This is a genomic window from Rhodococcus sp. MEB032, from assembly GCF_030208925.1.
GTDB classification, from domain to species: Bacteria; Actinomycetota; Actinomycetes; order Mycobacteriales; family Mycobacteriaceae; genus Rhodococcus_F; species Rhodococcus_F qingshengii.
Map to the genome: position 1 here is coordinate 157,099 of NZ_JARVSY010000028.1, position 19,416 is coordinate 176,514.

Below are 19,416 nucleotides of genomic sequence, written 5' to 3' on the forward strand. Positions count from 1 at the left end.
TCTGCGAACCTCGCGTAAGCCGTGAATACTTCGGATCGCGCCCAGGCCCGCCCGCAGCATCAATGAATGGTGCCAGAATTGATATCAATTTGTTTGCATTCGACTTTCGCAACCCCACAATGTCCGATTTCTGTCTCATTTTCAGGCGATGGCGGCATCAGACACGCCGGCAAGCTGCTCTCTAGTGCAACAAGTCAAGTCGACAGTGGTCAGAGCATGTTCCAGTCGATGCTGGCCCGGGTGAGACCCTCGATCCATTTCACGATGGGGTCGCTTTTGCCCTGTGGCCAGTAGGGATGCCGTTCGCCGCTTGTCCGCCATCCGAGTTCGGTGAGGAACAGATTGCATGTGTGCTGTCTGGAAGCGACCCGCCGCCAGTGCGGTGAGACCAGCAATGCGGCGGTGTTGACGACGTTGGGGTAGCTCGCCGCCAAATATTCGCAGTCGTCGAGGGCGATGAACCGCCTCGCATTCGGCTGGAGGATGCCGAGTCTTTCCTTGACGCCGCTGCACGCGGGAAATGAGACGAGGTTGTTCCACACTCCGCGAGCGACGTCGAAGGCGTATTGGGTCGGTTGCGGTCCGCGTCGTTGCGCCAAGCGCCGATGTCTGGAATGAGCGGCCAGGACTGCTGGTGTGTCGCTGACATCGAGCACGCGGCCGCGATCGAATTGCCCACCGCTGAACCAGATCTGGTGCATCGGGCAGGCATGGACGTACGACGGGTAGTAGCGGGTCACTGGGCCACCTCGGTGACGGTTCGTGCAGGCAGGGCAGGCCGGTCGCGGCCAGTCCGCGAAGCGGGCAGAGTCGGTGTGCCAGTTCGACAACTGAGGAAGCGTGCGTGTGAGCTGCTCGCGTGAATAACCGGTGATGGCGACGAGCCTGGCGAGGTTACCGAGCCGGATGCGTAATCCCAGCCGCGTGGGGTCGAGCCCGAGGTGACGCTTCAGTGCGTCGTTGCTGATGTGGTTGACGACGGCGAGTCTGCGTAGGTAGGACTCGATCGTCTCGTTCATCGAGGGCGGGATGGGAATGGGCAGCGGGCGCGCTTGCCCGCTCAGGCGCCGCCGAGAGGTCATGCAACGCCACTTCGCTTGGCCGAACCCTTGCCGGGAGCCAACTCCGGCTGAATGTTGGCGGCGCGGTCGAGTCGCTGGGCGTCGAGATGAGCTTTGGTGACCTTCTCGCTGCCATCGAGGATTGCGTCGATGGCAGCTCCCCGGATGAGGTGGGACAGGCTCCCGAGCATGCCGTTGGTGCGCTGGTAGAGATATTGGCCCTGACGGGCGAGGGTGCCGGGTTTGTGCCGATGCAGGCGGAGCGCTTGCTCGAGTGTGACGATGAGAGCGCGCCAGTGTTCGCGCTGCGCGGTGCTGCCGTAGGCGAACGGGTGGGTGGAAATAGTGGCGAAGCGGCCGGCGATCTGGCGGCCGCGGATGCCGGAAAACAAGCCTGCATGTTCGACGTCGATTCCGGCGTAGACGAATGTCGCCGGGATGCGCTCGGAGAAGTATTTCAGTTGATCGGAGACCTCTGCACCCGCTCGGGTGGTCAGCGAAATGTTGTGGATCTCATCGACGAGGACCAGATCGCAGCCGACGTCGCAGAGGACCGCGCAGACGGAATTAGTGATGTCGGTGAGATTGGCGCGGCCCGTGACCGGGAGACCGAGGAACCGCGCGAATTCGACCGCGACCATGCGCGCAGTCGCAGCCGGGGGCAAGGTGATGTAGACGACCGGAATCCGTGTCCCCCGAACCGGATTGCGCAAACGCGTTCGAAGCTCATGGGCCAGCCCCAACTGGGTCAACGCGGTGGTCTTGCCCGTACCCGCGCCGCCGGTGACGATCAGCCCGCGCCGAGCCGATATCTGGCGGCGATTGAGAATCAACAGCCGCCGAACGGTTTTCGTGATGTCCTGGATGGCAGGGGTGTTCACCACGATCAGTTCGGAGTGGTAGTCCAGCCGGGTGTCGTCGTAGTCGGCGCGTTCGGACGGTGCCAGCTCGCACCAATCTCCGCGCAGCTCAGGCGCAGAGCGGTCACGGCCAACCCAGCGATTCCAGCCCTCCTTGGTGGTCAGTGGGGCGTCCGGTGGCGGGTCGAATTCACTCATGCTGGTCACAGCCACCTCTCGGCCTCCGCGGCGGCATCGAAGACACCGAACGGGATCACAGTGCCCAGCTCGCCTTCATCACCGCCGCTGTCCTCGTCGAAGTCGTCACCACCGTCGAGCACACGCAGATCGACCGGCACGACAGTGGCTCGCTCAGGTGCCGCAGCCCGGGTACGTGCCGCCACCTTGCGATCAGCCTTGGTCCTGGCCGCCGACTGCGTATCCGGGCCCGCGGACGCGCGATCCAGCAGATCCGCCAGCGCCCGCGCGGTCGCGGTCTCCACCGGTTCAGCTGTCGGCCCGGCGTCGGCGACGATCTGGCGGGCGTGACGCCAGGTAAAGTCCGCGAACGGAGCCGACACCATCGGCAGATGCGTCCAGGTCGCTCGGATCCAACCACCTTCGTAGTGGTTACGAACGAACACCTGCGACAGGTCGTACGGGTCGTAGCGGACTTCCCAAGCCCCGTTGTGCGCGGTGACACCGGAATGCTGGCGGCGATAGGGATTGAACCCGCGATCGTCGTACGTGCGCCGGTCGAGGCGCACCCCGTAATCGTTGATGGCGCGCCATTGCGAAGGCAGCAGTTCGATGTAGTCCTCACCGCTGAGCATCAACGGCAGATAGCCTGCGGCGCTGACCAGCACCGCGTACATCTCGTTCGGTGACACCGCCTGACCGCTGTCGGGACTGCGCAGCCCGTCGTGTGGACGGCGCTGCCAGTGAATCACCCACTCGTCGAACAGATCCTGCAGTTGCGCCAACGACCACGCAGCTTCGTCCTCGACATGCGCGCCGCGGCGGCCGACATCGCGGCCGACGTAACCGGCGACATACTGGCAGAACAGGGTGTTGATCGAGGAAAATGTCCGCTCGATCACGCTGTTGTCGGTCGGCGTGCGCGGATGGGACGGCTGAACCGACATGCCCAGCGTCTGACATGACCGCAGGAACGTTTCGGACAGGTAGACCTTTCCGCGGTCGCAGCCGATCGTCTCCGGGACGATTACCGGTTTCGCCGCAGCCTGCTCCATACGGATGTCGATGTCGGCCAGACTGCGATACGGCAACCGCGACACCGACATCCGCAACGTCTCTGCCCAACCCGGGCGCATCGGCTCAGGTACCAGCATCCGCGCCAGCAGCATGGATGCATCCACAGCCTTGGTACCGACCGGGCGGAGCACTCCCGCCGCGATCGTGCGCGTTGCGACATCGACCGCTGCGGTCAACTCGACTCGTCGGGCGCTCCCGTCGTCGAAGACTGCCAACACGTCCAAGGGTGTCGTGTCGATCTGAACGTGTTGTCCCGGCCGCGACGCCCATGTCGCGGTGAAGGGGCCGGTCGGCCGATTCGCCGCGGATCGCCGCGTCTTCGCCGAACCGAACGTGTGCTGTCCCGTCGACAGCGCTGTCACCAACCGGTTGAATGTCGCCTTCGACGGCATCGCGACCGCCCCGTCACCGTGCCGTTGCACCAGAAGCATTTCTACCTGCCGGCGCAGTCGATCCCGGGTTCCGGTGGACCGTTTCGTTTCCCCGTCCAACGCATCCAGGACCGCTGCCACCACGCGCTCGTCAGTGCGCCGATAGGTCGACGACGGCCGTGTCACCCTGCCGTCGACCAGCCCGCGCACGCCGCCGGAACGATAGCGGCTGCGCATCCGCTGAACCGTGATCGCGCTGGTCGGGAACCCCGCTGCAGTCAATTCGGCGGCCTTGGCTGCCTCGCGCTGGCGAATGGTGGTCCGCGCCGGGTCGTACTCGGGTCGAGGAGTGGCTCCTGGATCCGCTCCGGGCGGCAACCCGGTTTGGACCTCGACGACGTGTCGTTCCCAGTCACGAGCTCGCTCGGTGGCATTAGCAGGAACGTCGGCGAGGCTCTGCCCAGCCAGTCCACCCGACCCGAACCCGGCGTCGGACTGGCCGAGGATTGCGAACCCCGGCGAGTCCACCAGATGCGACACCAGAACCACCGACGCGGTCCCATCTGCCGCTTCCAACCTCACCCGTACACCGGACAGTGCCACCACCAGATGCTCGTCGTCGTCGAAAAATATGCGGTCTCCGACCTTCAGCAGCTTCGTCATCTCGCCGCCGCCACCGATACAATCGACATCGACTCCAACCGCTGTGACAGATCCACCATCAGCTCCTTCGACCACAACAGGTGATGCAGAACCGGCAATACGGCCACCGGATCGCCTGCCGAACGCGCGCCGCCGATCAGCGGCTGAGGTTTTGCGAACGCCGCCACCAATGTCGCCGCTGTCGATTCCACGCGGTGACGAGGATGTCGATACCCGGCCAGCCACTGCACGTTCGCCAACCAGACCCGATCGTGCTCGCTCACTCGCCGATAAACCCAGCCCATCGACGCGCATGCCCGCGCGGTCGCAGCGAACGCGACCTCATCCCGTAGCTTGATCCGTGCCGCAGGTCGACAATCGGTCACTACCCCGGTGCCGTCGGCGCGGCGGGCGAAGAAATCCGGTGCATGTGATCGACTCCTTTGCCCATCGCGCCAGAACAGCCAGAACGGTTGCGCCGCGATCCCCACGACGTCGGGATCGAAGTCCAGCGCCAGTGCCTCGTCGCGCTCCAACCACGACTCATACTCCACATGCGCCGACACCGTCGCCGACCAGTACAAGCCAGGATTGTGCCGCTGTCCCTGATATGACGGAATCGATCGGATCGGCGGAACCCGTTCGAACCGCACCGCCACCGCGTCCGCCAGCGAACACCGAACCTGTGCCCCGTCCGAGCCGACGAAGCCGATTTCGAATGCGTCCTCAACAGCGTGCAGTCCGACCGACAATTCCGCGCTCCCGTCCGTCCGCAACCAACCTGATGTGGGCAGCGCTCATGACACATTGGCATCAGATGCACTGAGTCCGCATCACATTGGCGTACTAAAAGATCAGATTCACTGAGTTCGCATCAGATGCAATGAGCCAGGACAGTTCGCATCAGATGCAATGAGCCAGGACATGAAAGGTTTCCGGTGGACACCCCCTTGACAGGGGAGGTACGCTCCGACGTGACGAGCTTGCGAGTCTAAGGACGGAGCGCATCCCCCCAGCCCGGGGCTATATTGCGCTATTGCCACAACTGCGTCAACACACAATCTCTCTCACGGTCAGATCCGCATGACCCCCTTACAGACGCCTTCCAATCGACCGTCAACGGCAAGTCTGTGAAGACACGAGAAAAGGCCGAGGCCACATCCATCGGATGCGGTCTCGGCCTTCTTGTTGGAATGTTCAGCGAATGATCAGTACGCAGTTTTCATCGGCTGGCAGGTACTGACCTGCCAACCTGTGGAGCTGTACTCCACTCGAATCGCCAGTTCGAGTCCGGTGTCGTAGGTGGCGATGAAGTCCGAAACAGAAGCTCCGGTGGAGTATTCGGTGAGGTCAACCAGTTGCGCCGGCTGCACCCGACGGACATCTGTGCTCGCGTAGCCCTGCGCCAGATGAGGTGTCACCCACCTGCTCACACGGTCGAACCAGTCAGCGCCGGGTGTGGTGAAGTCTTGCGCGAAGCCGCGGGCGACCACCCGGTACTGGCCGGCCACTCCCATCGGGGTGTTGTGGTCGGCGTCTGTGCCGTCACCGTGGTCTTCTTCCGCCTCGGTAGGAGGAGCCTCCGCCACGTATGTCGTGGTGGGTGTCTCCGAAGGCGTCGAGGAGTCATCTGGTCGATCGATGACCAGCGTGTAGAGCAGAAATCCGCTGATCAGAGCTATGGCAACGACCGCGAATCGATGTCGGCGTAGTCCGGCAATGACCACCTGTGAGCGTGGTGGTTGCTTCTGCTCGGTGGGTTCATTCTCCTCGGAGAATTCCTGGTCATCGGGGTTTCCCAGCGGTGGCAATGACATCACGTGCTTCTCTCTTTCAGGGGGTCAGGCCCATGGCTTGCAGATACGGCATCGGATCAGTGCTCTTGCCGTCCACCCGAACCTCGAAGTGCAAGTGGTCGCCGGTGGAGTCTCCGGTTGTGCCGACTCCACCGATTTCCGTTCCCGCGCTCACTTGGTCTCCGACCTTGACTTTGATTGCGCCGTCGACTTGGTGTGCGTATCGGGTCTCAGTGTTGCCGGTGGTGATGACAACACAGTTCCCGTAGCCATCGCCGACGTTGCTCGCTTGTGTGACGGTTCCTCCTGTCACAGCGAAAATCGGGGTCCCGGAGGCTGCTCCGAAGTCGAGACCGGCATGCATCTGCCCGCCCGTTCCTGTTGGGTTGGAGCGGTAGCCGTAGCCGGAGGTGATCGTGTATTTGCCTGGGTCGACGGGTAGCCGCGCGTTTCCGTCACCGATCGCGCCGGCACCGGGCGCGGCGATCGCGGCATTGCCGTAGACGCTGACGTGCACATGGTCGCGGTGGGCGACGGTGTCGGTGCTGTTTCCTCCGAGGGGGTAGTCGTAGGGTCCCCAACTTCCTGGTTGCCCTACTGCGTCCTGGCTTCGTGTCCAGATTTTCTCATACCAGATGACGTACTTGACGCCCAAGGCGTCGGCGTTCTTGACGACAAAGTCCGCGATCGCGTCGCCCTTGGCCCGGCCGGCGGGTGTGCGGTAGTCGTCGTCGCCCTCGGTCATCATCGCGTCGACGGCGCGACCTTCTTGATGATCCCGGTCGACGCCCGACGGGCGATCTCCGATGTTCGCCCAGGGCCGTTCTCCAAAGGTTTCGGTGATGCACCGCATCACTCGGAGGGCGTCTGGCGTGAGTCCCTTTTCCGCAGGGTTGTTGGTCGGTGCGCAGTCCATTGCCGCGCCGCCGCCGCACAGGACGTCGGCAACGTCGAGCTCGAAACTGTCGCCTACGTTGACCGGGCTGTCGCCCACGTCCTGCGGTCCGCCGGAGACCGGCTTGTCGTATTGCGGGGGCAGCGCGGGTGCGTCTTTGCTTGCGCCTTTGTTCTCCGCGTACAGACGGCGAGCGATGATCTCGTCGTCGGCGTAGGCATCGGGGTACAGCGAAACTTGCACCTTCTGCGCGGCAACGGTGACCGGCAACGATTCCCAGCCGGGAACCTTTTTGAGAGCTTCGTAGAACTTGACCGCGGCGATCTGCGGGTTCATCAGCTCGTCCATCGTTCCCCACCACGGATACTGTTGTTGCAATGGATTGACGCTGCCGTGATCGTTGCCGACCGCGTCGTGCGGGTAGTTCAACGACTTGGCGACATCCATTTGATCGGCTGCCAAGATGCCGGTTCCGTCGTTCGCGTAGTTCTTGAATCCGGATTCTTGAGAGGCGGTGGAGAGCGCGACGATGATGCCTTGATCGGAGAAGCCCATCTGTTCGCCGACGGCAATGATCGTGCGGACGATCTCCGTTTGTTTTCCGGCGAGAACGGAGGGGTCGGTCGGTGCCACTTCGGCGCCGGCAGGCGCCGTGACTGCAGGCCCGCCGCAACTTGTCGAGGCATCCGACCCGCTGCGGAGCAGCATCATGATCGGGACGGCGACGATCATGACAGCGCCCATTACTGGAACGAGAGCGATCGCGATCCAGTGCTTGTAGTTCATTGCCGCCTACCCGGCGGAGCGTCGGGAGGGCCGTACCAACTCGGACGGTTGCGGGCGAGCTGTGGACGGCGAAACCCGAGGCACCGCCGAGGACTCGTTGGTCGCCGGTGACTCCGAGGTTCGGCGGGTAGAGCTCTTCTTGGGTTCCGGCAACAAGATCGGCGAACCATTGCTCGTGCGGTACTCGCGGAAGGTGTCTCGCCCGACGTTGGTGGTCTTCGGTGTTGCTCCACCTCGGTCGCCGCGAGCGGGCCGAGAGGCAGTGGAGACGGGTGCGTTGCTGACCGGCTTCTTGATTCCAGGCTTGGCCACCTGGTCCCGGCGCGGACGCGGTGCACCAGTGGATACCGGGACACCGGCGACCTTCGATGCCGCCGCTGCGGTCGCTGAAGACACTGCCGATTTCGCGGCGTCCTTGCCCTTCTGCCCTGCCGCGAGCGCTGCGGCAGTCGCAGTGGAGTCCTTTCCCTTCGTCTCGGCTTTCTCGGCCGGCTCGACGTCCTTGCCGGCGGCACGCTTGTTCTTGACCGCTTTCACACCTGCGACTGCTGCTTTACCGACGAAGTAAGCCGCAGCAACCCCGCCGGTTGCGGCTGTACCCGTTGCCGCACCGGCGGCTTGCGCTGCGCTGCCTGTGGCCTTCGCTGCAGTTGCGCCATGGCGGGCCGCCTTGGCGCCGTGCTTGGCGAGCGTTTTTCCACCCTGGTAGACCTGCCGGCCGACTTGTGCTGCAGCTGCGGCGTTCTGCATCGGGCTGGCGACCGGAGTCGACTTGCTGATCGCGGTGGGCGCTGCGCCGGGCCGGGTGGCCATCTTCTGTGCGAGGGTGTCGGAGAGCTTGCGTAGACGTTTGATCCCTCGGCGGAACATGACCAGCCCGACGAGCAGGACGATGTCGACGAAGACGAATTTCTCCATCAACCCGCCGCTCTCCGTATTGAAGAACGAACGCACCACCAGCAGATATGCCGCAACGAAGACCACCGCGAACACCATGATCAAGATGGACATGATGACAGTGGAGGCGGTTTTCAGCAGCGATCCTCGGCCTGCTCCGGGCAAGATGCCGAACACGAGGGCGGGGATCGCTTTGACTGCTGACCCGAGTGCTGCCGCTGCTGCCATCAACATCGCCCCCGCGAACAGGAAGGCGAAGAGCATGATGATCGAGCTGCCGGGTACGAGGATCAGGCCGCCGATGACCTGGGATGGTCCAGGGTTGTCGGCGTAGTCCTTCATGTCTTTCGCGCCGGATCCGTCGCAGTCGGCGATGTTGTCCTTGAGAGTGTCTTTGTCGTTGCCCTTCTTGTCTTCATGCGCCGAGTCCCACGCCTCGATGCAGTCGGCGCCTGCAGAGGGGTCGCTGTCGATGACTGTTCCGAAGTTCAGCAGTTGGGTGGGTTGCCGAATGAAGCTGTCCGCCAAGCCCGCTCCGATGTCATTGATCATTTCGTCGGGACTCGAGTTCATGTCACCGTCGTTGGCAAGTCCCGCGGCGATCTGCAGGCCGGCGTCGCGGCCCTGCATGATCAGCCCGTCTTCGCCGGCGATGCGCTCGATCGGGTTCGAAAGGACACCCACGGCCAACGCTGCGATCGCGCAGGAGATCATGAGCTCGTAGATGCCGGTCGACCAGCGTCCGCGGATAATCCAGATCGCAACGACGCCCGCCGTCACTGTCAGAAACGTGGTGGTGAGGTTGAACTGTCCGGTGATCGACGTGACCGCATCGCCGAGCGTTCGTACGGGTGCAACGATTTTCGGAAGCCAGTCGAACGACATGCTCCAGGTGATGAACCAGATCGCCGCCCCTGAGATCGCTCGATAGATCTCGAACTGGATCTGGATGATGATGGAGTACGCCATGTAGGTGGGGTGCCGAGCGGAACCTTCGTCGATCGAGAGGTAATACCGCCATACGGAAATGCCGTGTGAGTCCTTCACCGGCATGAAGTTGAAGTAGCGGTTCTCCGGCGATCGAGATCCGTCTTCAGCATGTGCGGGCAGAGCTGCAATGACCGCGACCGTTCCGATTAAGTGCCAACCGACGACCGTTCTGACTACTGCACGCCGAATTTTCGTTGCCCACAACCACACTCGCAGCCCCTTGGTACGGCGATCGAGTGCTGAGCACACAGGTTGAGGAACCCATGACCAGAGAACCCACAGCAATGCCGCCTTGACGCCGGCGCGAACAGAGAAGACGGTGCGGGACGTGTCGGCAGGCGACATTGCTGTGGCGTTCATGCCTCGATCAGCTCCTTGGGCGCCTTGTCCGGCGTCGTCTGAGTTGCGTGTGCACGGTTCGGCTCCGACGGCATGAGCACCTTGATTCGGCCGATGTTGCCGTAGGCGTCGCGCATGTAGCCCTCCCCGCGGCGATGAGGCTCGACGTATTCGGCGCCGGTGGCCGGGTCTTTGCCCGAAACGGGGGACGTCTGTTCGGTGAGTTCTTTGAACATGTCGGGATCGCTGGGATCCAGACCGACGAATGAAAGAGACCGGCGAGCGAGCGTGGCATCTGTCTGGCGCATCGCGAACCGCGTAGGGATCAAGCCTCGCAAGGTCTCATTGCCCAAACCTTCGTCCGGGTCCTGCGATCCGAGCCCGATGTATGCCTGCTCCTTGCGGCCCTCCCGGAGGAAGTCGATGACGATGTCGACGCCTTCCTCGGCGCGCGTCATGCGGTGGCACTCGTCGGCGAGGAACATCGCGGGCTCAGTCGGATTCGCGAAGCAGATCCCGCGGGCGATCAGACCGATGAGTGCATACATGGCTCGGCCTACGCGCTTCTCCAACCCGAGCTGGCGGAACAGGTGTTCCTGGACGATTTCCTGCTGGCTGGGAAGTTTGACCGTGTGGGTGCGGAAGACGATTGCCTGCGCTGTGATGTCGAGTGCCGGCAGTCCCTTCTCGAACAAGGCCGCTGCATAGGACTTGCGGGCATAGACGCCGAGTTTGTCGGCCAGCTCGATGCGTTGAACGAGGGTGCAATCATCGCTGCGGAGGTGATCGAGGATGTCCCCGAGGCCGCCGCCGAGCAATCCGTGCTCACCGCGGTAGGCAGGTTCGAGGACGGTGCCGAGAAGGACGCCCAGCGGCTCGTCGGGCTGGAGCTGCAGGAGTGGCAGCAGAACGGATGTCGCGACCTCGGCGCCCTTGTCGGGCCCGAAGATTCGCAGTGGGTCCAGGCTCCACTTGGGATGAGACAGATCCGCGATGACAGCCTCGGCGATGGTGGCGGCCCATCGGGCGTACTCCCCCACCTCGGTGTGGTCGACGACGACGATCTTGCCTCCGCGATCGTGGAAGGCTCCGCCGATCCCTTTGAGAAGAACTGACTTACCTGATCCCAGCGACCCGACCGCTGCGAAGGAACCCGAGATGTCGGCCGCCGATTTCTTGGCGACGTCGTGGTGAACCACGCCGATCCGAGCCGAGCTGATGTTCAACGCGAGCAGTGGACCCGACGAATCACCCAAGTCGTTGTGAACGCAGGGCACGTAGGCGGAGAAATCGGTGGAGGTGGTGATCTGAGCGAATTCTTTGACGATGGAGGGTGTCGATACTCCCGGGTTGAGTGCGCCCCACAGTTCCTCTTGGAATCCGAGAGGGCTGACCAGCTTGTAACTGGATAGCTCGAACAGCTTCGCGAGTTGACGCGCATCCCGGAGAGCGACCTCTTCGGTGTGCGCCCCGATGGCGAAGATAGTCGTCGACTGGACTTCGACTTCCATGTTGTCGGCATCCATTTTTGCGGCATACTCGGCGAGGTCCTCCGCTGCGGCGTGGAGTACCCCGTGCCCATGGGACACTTCGCCCTCGCGCTGGCTGAACTGCTCGTTCAGGTTGATCAGGGCGCGCTTGTTCTTCTTCGACACCTCTGCCGAGGTGCGTATGTGAAGTCTGATGCCCCAATCGACGTCGACGCCGGCGATGGCATCGGCCAGGGCGAGAAACTCGGAGCCGGGGAAGACTGTGTTGCCGGAGGGTGTGTCGGCCAACGCCAATAGGCATTGGTAGTTCGCGGGCCGTTCCTCGAGAGTCCACGGCTGATCGATTTTGAGGGCCTTCGTCAATGTCGGGGCCTTCGATTTCCAACCAGTGCTGGGGCGATCGGTCTGGGCGCCTTCGTCGAACCGTGCGGCAGTAAATGCGGCCATCGGCTTCGTGCCGATCGAAGAATAGGAAAGCGGAACGTCCGAATCCAGGCCAAGCCCGCGCTGAAGGCTGTGTTGATGCAACCAGATCATCTGTGCGGGCGTCGCCGGTGTGGGACGGAAGTAGGCAGGAATGTCGGCGGCGATCATGTTTGCCTGCGTTGTCCGCCTGGCGACTTCTTCGGGGTCCAGTGATGTTCGCGGGAGTCCGAGATAGTCGGTCAATGTTGTGCGTGCAGCGGACCAGGCCGCGGCCGCCTGGTTCTTCCATCCCTTGTTGGCGAGGGGAATGGACAGCCAGTAAATGCGCTTGCCAGGTTGAAACATTTCCAGTGTTTCAATGGTGGCGTCGCACTCTGCAGCCCACTGTGGGTGTGCGTCGAGATCGATTCCTTCTTCCATCCGCGCCACTACCGCCTCGGGATTGAGGCTGGCGCAGATTCCGAGCAGAAGCGCTTCTCCGTCGAGAGCACGCAGCAGCATCTTGTGCATAGACCGCGCAGTGCTCTTGTCCTCAGCGGGCCTGTAGCCGTATTCGATTCCGGTCAGGATGAAGTCTGCCCAGACAGTGCCTGAGCGCGTCCACCGAAGGTTTCCTCCGACAGCGGTGATTGGTTGAAGCATCAGGCCTTCTCTCGAGTGTTGTGCGATGCGGCGGCCATGGCGACAAGACGCTGGACGCTGGTGGATGCAGCGGGTTGGGTGGCCAGTGGAGGCCGAGGAATCGACGGTGGTGAAACTCGGCGGCGCTCGGGGGTGTGGTCTTGAACAGGTATGGACGCGGGTTCGGGCTCCATGCGGACCGGGCGAGCTTCGGTGATGTGTTCGACGAGGGGGTGCGCCGCGAGCGAGGGCACCGGCACGAGGGTCACCATGCCTGCGAGTGCGTGTACTCGGGGCCTGCGCGGTGAAGGTCCGGAAACTTTCGGTGCTTGTGCCGGCGAGCCGAGCGCTTTGCTCACGCCGGCGACCATGGAGAGTGGATTCCTGCCGCCGATGGGGAGCTTGCCGAGTCCCCACGCAGTGACCCCGACGAGTGCGAGGAAGACGAATACGTTGCGAATCAGCGAGCCTGTCGCCCAGATTCCTGGTGTCTTCCAGAGCACGAGTGCTACCAGTCCGGCGCCGACGAACTGTGTGTAGCTGTACGGACCGCCGGGGAGCTTCTTTCCATCCGGTGTCATGCCGAGCAGCTGCGGGAACTTTCGTGCGCGGGTGTAGTTCTTGACGACCTCTCGGGACGTTGACTGCGGGTCCGATTCGCTCACGGCGTTCGCACCTCCTTCGTGGTGACTCGCTGTTTGGCTGCGTTCAGGGCTGAGGTGAGTTAGATGTCGTGCGGGTCTGGCAGGTTCGGAAATCCGAGAAGGTCAGCACGCGGCTCGGGTGCATCGACGACGATCGAGTGACCCATGGAATCGAGTTCGGAGCCCACCTTGTCCTTGACTTCGGTGACGTTCCAGACGATCCACACGAGGAGTCCCGCAACGAGTCCGGACAGCAGGATGGGAGCCATGGAGAAGCGGCTCTTGACTGCGGTGAAGGCGACGCCCCCGCAGGCGCCGGTGGCGGTGAGGATTCGGATCGTGTCTTGCGTTTCGGTGGCTTTGGTGTTGGTCCATTCGAGGATTCCTTCCGCCAAGAGGTGAGTGTTCGGGTCGAGGAGAAGTGCTGCTGTACTCATCGGGATGCCTTTCGTGGATGTCAGTTGACGGGGGTGGCTGAAGTGGGAGCAGTTGCGCTCGCGGGCGTCGTCGAAACGGAAGTAGAGGGCGCACCGCTGGCTGCTGCGTTCTGTTCGGGGGCAGGAAGCAGCGGGCTGGGGTCCATGGCGGAAACCTCCCATCGGCCGCCTCGTGAGGTGAGAGTGAGTGGATACTGGCCGGTTACCGACTCGGTAGCTGTCACCGAAAGTTCGGCAGTGGCGAGCACTCGGATCTTGATTCCGTCGGCCGGCGCTTTGTCAGCTGCCTCACCGGAGAAGTCGCGATCGGAAACGAGATCGACGACCTTGACGCTCTTGTACGGGGCTGGGCTGATCGCCCGAAGGGAGGTCCCTGGCGCGATGTATCGCGAAATTTCTCCCGTTCCTGCGGTCAAAGCTGCGAGGAACTGTTGGACTGCGGTGTTCGACGGATGCCCGGCGACAATGCGGTACTTGTAGCCAAGATTCACGTCGGGCCCGGTTGCAGGCGCCGGAACAGGTGACGGGATTGATGCCGCACGGGCCCGGCCGTCGTTGACGACAACGGGTACTGAATAGAAGCGTCTCTGCGCGGCTTCGGAGGGTTCGGACACCTGTCGCACGGAGGCCGAGACGATGACGGAGTAGACCTCGGACTTGTCGGTAGTTGGCGCACCAGTTCCGGATGCTGCGGCAGACTTCGCGGGTGCTTGTTGCAGTTCGACACTTGCAATTCGCGCATCGCTGGCAACGAAGAGCGCTTCCGCAGGGAGCTTGATTCCTTCCGAGCGAACGTATGGTGCGAGCGACTTTTCGGCACCACGTTTCGCTTGAAGCCACGTCACAACGAACTGTTGCGCGAGGTCTTCCGCCTGTGCCTGTGAAGCGGTGTTCACAGATGTCGTGGACTTCGGTTTCACCACCGTTGGCGAGGACACGGTGAACCCGGACAACACGAGAACGAGTGCCAGCACTCCAGCTCCGATGGCTCCGAAAAGTCCGAACCGGACCAGTTGCGTCTTCCGATCCTGGGTGCGCGCCCACGTCGCTTGTTCGCTCTGCGATTCGCTGCCTTCGACGGCGACCTTGTCCGTGCGGGGCTTCCGTTTCATCCCCTTGAAGCGACTCATGAGGCGCTGCCTTCGCTCTCGATGAGCGGCGCGACGATCGACAGAGTCGGCGGTTGTGTTGCAGCCTTTCGGCTCGTGTTCATCCGACCGAGCGCCGCACGTGCGCCAGCGGCAGGCTCGCCCAACAGGTAGTGGACCCGCGCGCCGGCCTCTGGACTGAGGGGGTGATCTGCAAGCTCCGACAGTGCGGTCCGCAGTTGTTCCTGTACGGCGAACACCAGACCTGCATCGCGTAGCTGGCCACCGAGATCGTCTGATTCACCACTGAAACGAGTGAACGGGTCTCTCCATGGATCGGTGCTCACCTGCGGGTCCGGCTCGGCCATGTCAGGTCCTTCCTCTCGTCTGGCTCTCGGCAATTTCGAGGGCCTCTACAAGAGAGGAGGTTCGATTTTCGGATTGCTGTGACAGGTCTCGGCGAACTTTCTTCAAAAAGTTTTCGGAAGCAGTTTTCGGTGTCATTGCCAGTCGAAGAACTGCCTGCTCGGGCGACCACCTGCGCAACTCACTGTGACCGCGTTCACGGTGGATTTGAGTCGGTCGGGGTGGCCGTGGCAATAACAGAAGCCCCAATGGCAATGACATACATGCAGGTCACGGCAATAACCCGTTGATCTACTCCTATGCAGACCAATTCCTTCTGCATAGGAGATCGCCGTGGACACGTCCATCCACGCGCACACCAGCGCCGCCATTCCCGTCAACTCGACCGACTTCCTCGCGGTCCTGCATCAGCAGTGGATACGAGAGTCCGCGACGCCTTCTGCTCGTATCGAACTGTCGCAGTGGGTCAACACCCGGCCCGAACTTGTGCAGGCCGAGTCGTTCGCGGAACTGAAGGCACTCACCTTCTGTGAACCCGACGCCGTTCTGTCGGTCCTACTTCACGCACACCAAGCGGGGTCGTCACTGGCGGGCAGCACGCTCATTGAATTCATGCGTCCGAAACTGAGCGGGATGCAGAAGTACGCACGAGTCGCCAACGGCGTTTCCGTCCAGGCCGCGTACGCAGACCGGACGGCTGCGACGCTTCACGCATTCTGGGAAACCATCTCGACGTATCGCGGAACTCACCGCGGAATCGCAGGGCAACTCGCGCTCAACACCCTCCACAAAATCACCGCCACGACTGCGGTTCTCGACGTCGCTGTCGACGACGCCCACTTCCAGATTGCAGATGCAGAACGGGCAGCGGAGGAGTTTCTTCGGGACGACGATCCCACCGAGATCGATGTCATGGATGTGCTGAATTGGGCAGTAGATCAGGGCACCATTTCGGACTCCGATCGCACACTGATCACCCGCTCGTACATGAACGAAGACGGTGCCGATATCGCCGCTTTAGCGCAAGAAATGGGAATCACCCACGCCGCCGCACGGAAGCGGTTGAGTCGCTCGATCGCCCGGGTTCGTGACGCCGTGTGCGATCACCTCAACGTCCCAGAACCCAAAATCAAGCGAATCTCCATGTACCGATCAGCGAAGAACGACCTTCCCCTCGCAAGCTGAGTTTCACTCCACTCACGCCCTCAAGACAAGGACACTCCGATGAGTACATTCATCACCGCACGACGAGTCACGGTGGCCGCTGTTGCCATCGGAGTTCTGGCAGCTGTCGTTGCGGTACCCGCCGCAACAGCCAATCAAAGCGCTCCCAAGCCTGCGTGCCCAGACAACCTTCTTCTCGCTATCGGTGGCACGACCGAAACAACTGCAGATGCCGATCCAAACCAGTCGCGGGGCATGCTCAAAAACGTCACCGATCCTTTGGTGAGCGAGTTCTCTACCGCGCAACTTCAAGTCGAGTACGTGCCGTACATGGCTCTCATCGTCGACGACAAAGCGAACACCTACGGCACAAGCAAGAAGCAGGCAATCGACACCGCTTCGAAGATGATCGCCGACAAGGCAGCCGAATGCACCAACACCAAGTTCGGTCTCACCGGATTCTCCCAAGGCGCTGATGCAGCCGGCGACCTGGCGGCAGATATCGGCAGCGGATCGGGACCAGTCGATCGCAATCGCATGTTCGGCGTCGCCCTCCTCGCCGACCCTGGACAATCCAAGAACGCGGGAAAGAGCATCGGCGCTCCCATCACAGGCGTCGGATTCGCCGGCGTTCGTCCGGCAGGGTTCGGCGACCTGAGTGACATCGTCGTCAGCGTCTGCGCTGCCGGAGACCTCTACTGCAACACCCCCGACGATGCTGTCGGGACACAATTCATCGGTGCTCTCGGTTCGCAGATCGATGCGCGCGATCCGGTGAAGTCCGTCGCCGGCGTCGTCACGACACTCCTCGGACTCAATGGCGCTCCGCTGACCAAAACTCTCGATGCACTCAACCAAAATGTCGCGACCGGCAACTTCCTGGCGGTACCGCAACTCGCTCTCGATCTCGCTTCACAGGTCGGCAATCTGAGCGCAGATGTCGCCGCCAAAACGGTCCCCGGCGCGGACATCGCGCCTATCACCGCCTCTGTCACTCAGCTCACCGACACGGTCGCCCGAGGCGACTTCCTCGCGGTCCCAGGACTGCTCGCGCAGCTGGCTCCTCAGGTGATCAATTTCGCTACACAGCTCTCCACCGTCATCGGGCAGGTCGTATCCAAGCTGCCGATCAACGAGTACGCGGCGATCGGCGCTACCGTCTCACGTATCTCGGCGAACGCGGCGATGCAGAACTACATTGCACTGCCACCCGATCTCGGAAAGCTCGTCGGCCAGCTCAACAATGCGGTCCGCAAGACGCTGAAGGCACTTCCTCTCGATGCCTTCCCCATGCTCAACAAGATGGCTGACGAACTCACCCCAGGCAAGGTTCTCGACGAGGTACTGAACTACGCAACATTCATCGCCAACGACGATCACAACTCCTACGCCAGTACTCCGATCAACGATTCCGGACGAACTGGAGCGGAGGAACTGACGAACACTCTTCGCACTCAGATCAACAACGGCGGGGCAGCTGTCACCGCCTAGTTGCATCAACTAGTGCTTGCGAGCATTGAGGGTCACAGAATTCGTTCTGTGGCCCTCAATGCGTCTGCGCTCACTCCACAGCGATGGAGAACGGAGACTACGGCAGCCACGTGATCCCGCCGTTGAGATGAGTCTCAGGTGCGCGGCCGCGTCCTGTGGAGGTAAGTGTCCGCAGGGCCTGGGCAGGATCCTCGTCGGCCAAGTCTGCGGGGAGCAGCCCCGCAGAGTGGAGCACACTGTGAAATTCTTGCGGCAACCATTCGGTGAAATCGGTCGGTTCGAAATCTGTGACCCAGATCTGCAGCGAACCTTGCTCGATCACCAGCGGGTAGACGGTGCCGTAGTCGTCGACGAACCCCGCCGCACCGGCGACGCTACGAGTAGAGAAGATCGTGCCACCGCGCGGTACACCGCTGAACCGTGGGTGACGATCGAGTAGTCCGAACAGACGTCCCGCGACACCCGGAAGAACGAGATCGTCGACATCGAAATACCCCGACGGCGACGAGGGTTCGAACTTCCCTGTCAGCGTGATGAGATGTCGGCGTCCGGCCTCGATTTCTTCCGGGAGGGGCAATCCCAGGTGCCGGGCTTTCGTCGTTCGGAGCTGGTCGTCGTCGAGCACGAGGTGGGTGACTGTGTGTCGAGTGATGTGGTCGATGATGCGCATTTCAACCCCGAGCGCAATGAGCACCACACGGATATTGTCGGCCGCGCTTGCACCGTCGAAACCGGATCGGCTCAGCATGAACCAGTTGTCTGGGTTGTCTCCGCATCGGACCATGAGGTGAGGCACCGAGCCGCGGGACGAGAGGTCGAATCGGTGGAGCGGCTGCCCCGACAAGTAGACGAGGTCGCTGGGGTCTGTGCTCGTAATGATCTCCGCGAGCGGACCCGCGGAGAGAGCGCAGTCGACGAATTCGTGCGCTGGCAACTGCAGGATCCATTCATCCTGCTCGTCTGTGATGGTGTAGCCGGCAGCATTGGCTTGGCGTCTGAACTCCGTGAGCGTCGTGCGTACCATTCCGAGCTGCCTCGCGATTTCCGACACTGTGAGTCCGCCATGCGTCACTGCGCGTTCCGTCCAAGCACCGAGAGCAAGCGTCGCATTCTTGGTAGCTGAAACGGAACGCGAACGTGCGCGAATTCGCGCGTCGATTCTCTCGAACATGACCGTACGGGGATCTTCGGACTTACTCGTCGACTGCAACGGCGCCGGGGATAGCCGCGAGCCGAGGTGCGGTGGACGTTCAGATTCACTGCGGCGGCGCGTCATGATTCTGCCTCGTTCACTCGGTGGTGGGTGCTGGTTCCCCAGCTCTGTTGTCGGACGAAGGAGCACGAAGGGCAGTACTTTTCACCGTGCGACTGTGTCCATCCATCTGAAGGAACCTCGCGATGCGGGGCGTCAGTGCCACACGCATCGCAGCTCGGCACGCACTGTGAGAACATTTCCCGCTGGTTCATGTCCACGCCCGGCGCAACGGCTGTTGAGGTCACGCTCTGCGAGCGGGCTTCGTTCTCGACCGGACTACTGCGGATCTCCTCCACCATGTCTGGCCACGCGTCCCAGTACCTCGAGGGCAGCCCCATCGGTACCTCTGATGCATCTGCGGACAGCAGATCGGCGGCTTTGCGTAGGCCACTGATTTCACACATCAGCCACCGCTCTTGATCAGTTGTCGAGGAGCTGTTGAAATCCGCGTCGGACTTGCCGTGGAGATATTCCTCGCGCAGTGTTGCGTATCGACGGATGATCTTCGCGCATATTGCGGTGGTGTCGGTCATGTACGGACCT

At 62.2% G+C, this 19,416-nt stretch carries 16 protein-coding genes; 2 read left to right on the forward strand and 14 right to left on the reverse strand.

The window, feature by feature from the left end; all coding sequences use genetic code 11:
- Positions 1-209: 209 nt before the first annotated feature.
- The 12 genes from QRN54_RS25650 to QRN54_RS25705 form a co-directional block, all read right to left on the reverse strand.
- Positions 210-1,082 (reverse strand): TniQ family protein, encoded by an 873-nt coding sequence (locus QRN54_RS25650; protein ID WP_064074700.1) that lies wholly within the window; start codon positions 1,080-1,082, stop codon positions 210-212.
- Positions 1,079-2,119 carry a TniB family NTP-binding protein gene (locus tag QRN54_RS25655; RefSeq protein WP_064233800.1) on the reverse strand — a complete coding sequence of 347 codons (1,041 nt, stop codon included), beginning with the start codon at positions 2,117-2,119 and terminating at the stop codon, positions 1,079-1,081. Before QRN54_RS25655 ends, QRN54_RS25650 begins: the two co-directional genes overlap by 4 nt.
- 5 nt (positions 2,120-2,124) lie before the next feature.
- Complete coding sequence (locus tag QRN54_RS25660) at positions 2,125-4,209, reverse strand: TnsB C-terminal domain-containing protein (RefSeq protein ID WP_064075566.1); 2,085 nt, start codon at positions 4,207-4,209, stop codon at positions 2,125-2,127.
- The gene (locus tag QRN54_RS25665; protein ID WP_182262169.1) at positions 4,206-4,940 is read right to left on the reverse strand and encodes a TnsA-like heteromeric transposase endonuclease subunit; all 735 of its coding nucleotides are present in this window, start codon (positions 4,938-4,940) and stop codon (positions 4,206-4,208) included. Before QRN54_RS25665 ends, QRN54_RS25660 begins: the two co-directional genes overlap by 4 nt.
- A gap of 456 nt (positions 4,941-5,396) precedes the next feature.
- On the reverse strand, positions 5,397-6,005 hold the full coding sequence (locus tag QRN54_RS25670; protein WP_047269939.1) for a hypothetical protein: 609 nt from the start codon (positions 6,003-6,005) through the stop codon (positions 5,397-5,399).
- 16 nt (positions 6,006-6,021) lie between these two features.
- Positions 6,022-7,665, reverse strand: a complete 1,644-nt coding sequence (locus QRN54_RS25675) for a M23 family metallopeptidase (protein ID WP_052959878.1) — start codon at positions 7,663-7,665, stop codon at positions 6,022-6,024.
- A gap of 6 nt (positions 7,666-7,671) precedes the next feature.
- Complete coding sequence (locus tag QRN54_RS25680) at positions 7,672-9,912, reverse strand: hypothetical protein (protein WP_052959880.1); 2,241 nt, start codon at positions 9,910-9,912, stop codon at positions 7,672-7,674.
- Entirely contained in the window at positions 9,909-12,449 is a 2,541-nt protein-coding gene (locus QRN54_RS25685; protein WP_047269940.1) for an ATP-binding protein, read from the reverse strand. Before QRN54_RS25685 ends, QRN54_RS25680 begins: the two co-directional genes overlap by 4 nt.
- A complete protein-coding gene (locus QRN54_RS25690; RefSeq protein WP_052959883.1) occupies positions 12,449-13,093 on the reverse strand; it encodes a hypothetical protein in 645 nt (214 codons plus the stop codon). The genes QRN54_RS25685 and QRN54_RS25690 overlap by 1 nt, the downstream gene beginning before the upstream one ends.
- 59 nt (positions 13,094-13,152) lie before the next feature.
- The gene (locus QRN54_RS25695; RefSeq protein WP_047269941.1) at positions 13,153-13,509 is read right to left on the reverse strand and encodes a hypothetical protein; all 357 of its coding nucleotides are present in this window, start codon (positions 13,507-13,509) and stop codon (positions 13,153-13,155) included.
- A 20-nt stretch (positions 13,510-13,529) separates the two neighbouring features.
- Positions 13,530-14,639, reverse strand: coding sequence for a conjugal transfer protein (locus tag QRN54_RS25700; protein ID WP_052959886.1), 1,110 nt, complete (start codon positions 14,637-14,639; stop codon positions 13,530-13,532).
- Positions 14,636-14,965 carry a hypothetical protein gene (locus QRN54_RS25705; RefSeq protein ID WP_047269942.1) on the reverse strand — a complete coding sequence of 110 codons (330 nt, stop codon included), beginning with the start codon at positions 14,963-14,965 and terminating at the stop codon, positions 14,636-14,638. The genes QRN54_RS25700 and QRN54_RS25705 overlap by 4 nt, the downstream gene beginning before the upstream one ends.
- 331 nt (positions 14,966-15,296) lie before the next feature.
- On the opposite strand from QRN54_RS25705, the gene QRN54_RS25710 reads away from it, so the two are divergent.
- Both QRN54_RS25710 and QRN54_RS25715 read left to right on the forward strand, forming a co-directional pair.
- Complete coding sequence (locus QRN54_RS25710) at positions 15,297-16,148, forward strand: RNA polymerase sigma factor (RefSeq protein ID WP_047269943.1); 852 nt, start codon at positions 15,297-15,299, stop codon at positions 16,146-16,148.
- 39 nt (positions 16,149-16,187) lie between these two features.
- Positions 16,188-17,618 (forward strand): cutinase family protein, encoded by a 1,431-nt coding sequence (locus tag QRN54_RS25715; RefSeq protein WP_080961110.1) that lies wholly within the window; start codon positions 16,188-16,190, stop codon positions 17,616-17,618.
- A 97-nt stretch (positions 17,619-17,715) separates the two neighbouring features.
- Here QRN54_RS25715 and QRN54_RS25720 read toward each other — a convergent pair whose 3' ends face one another.
- Together QRN54_RS25720 and QRN54_RS25725 are read right to left on the reverse strand one after the other, a co-directional pair.
- Positions 17,716-18,894: a hypothetical protein gene (locus tag QRN54_RS25720; protein WP_155419185.1), complete on the reverse strand. Its 1,179-nt coding sequence runs from the start codon at positions 18,892-18,894 to the stop codon at positions 17,716-17,718.
- The gene (locus QRN54_RS25725; protein ID WP_047269945.1) at positions 18,891-19,406 is read right to left on the reverse strand and encodes a hypothetical protein; all 516 of its coding nucleotides are present in this window, start codon (positions 19,404-19,406) and stop codon (positions 18,891-18,893) included. Before QRN54_RS25725 ends, QRN54_RS25720 begins: the two co-directional genes overlap by 4 nt.
- Positions 19,407-19,416 lie beyond the last annotated feature (10 nt).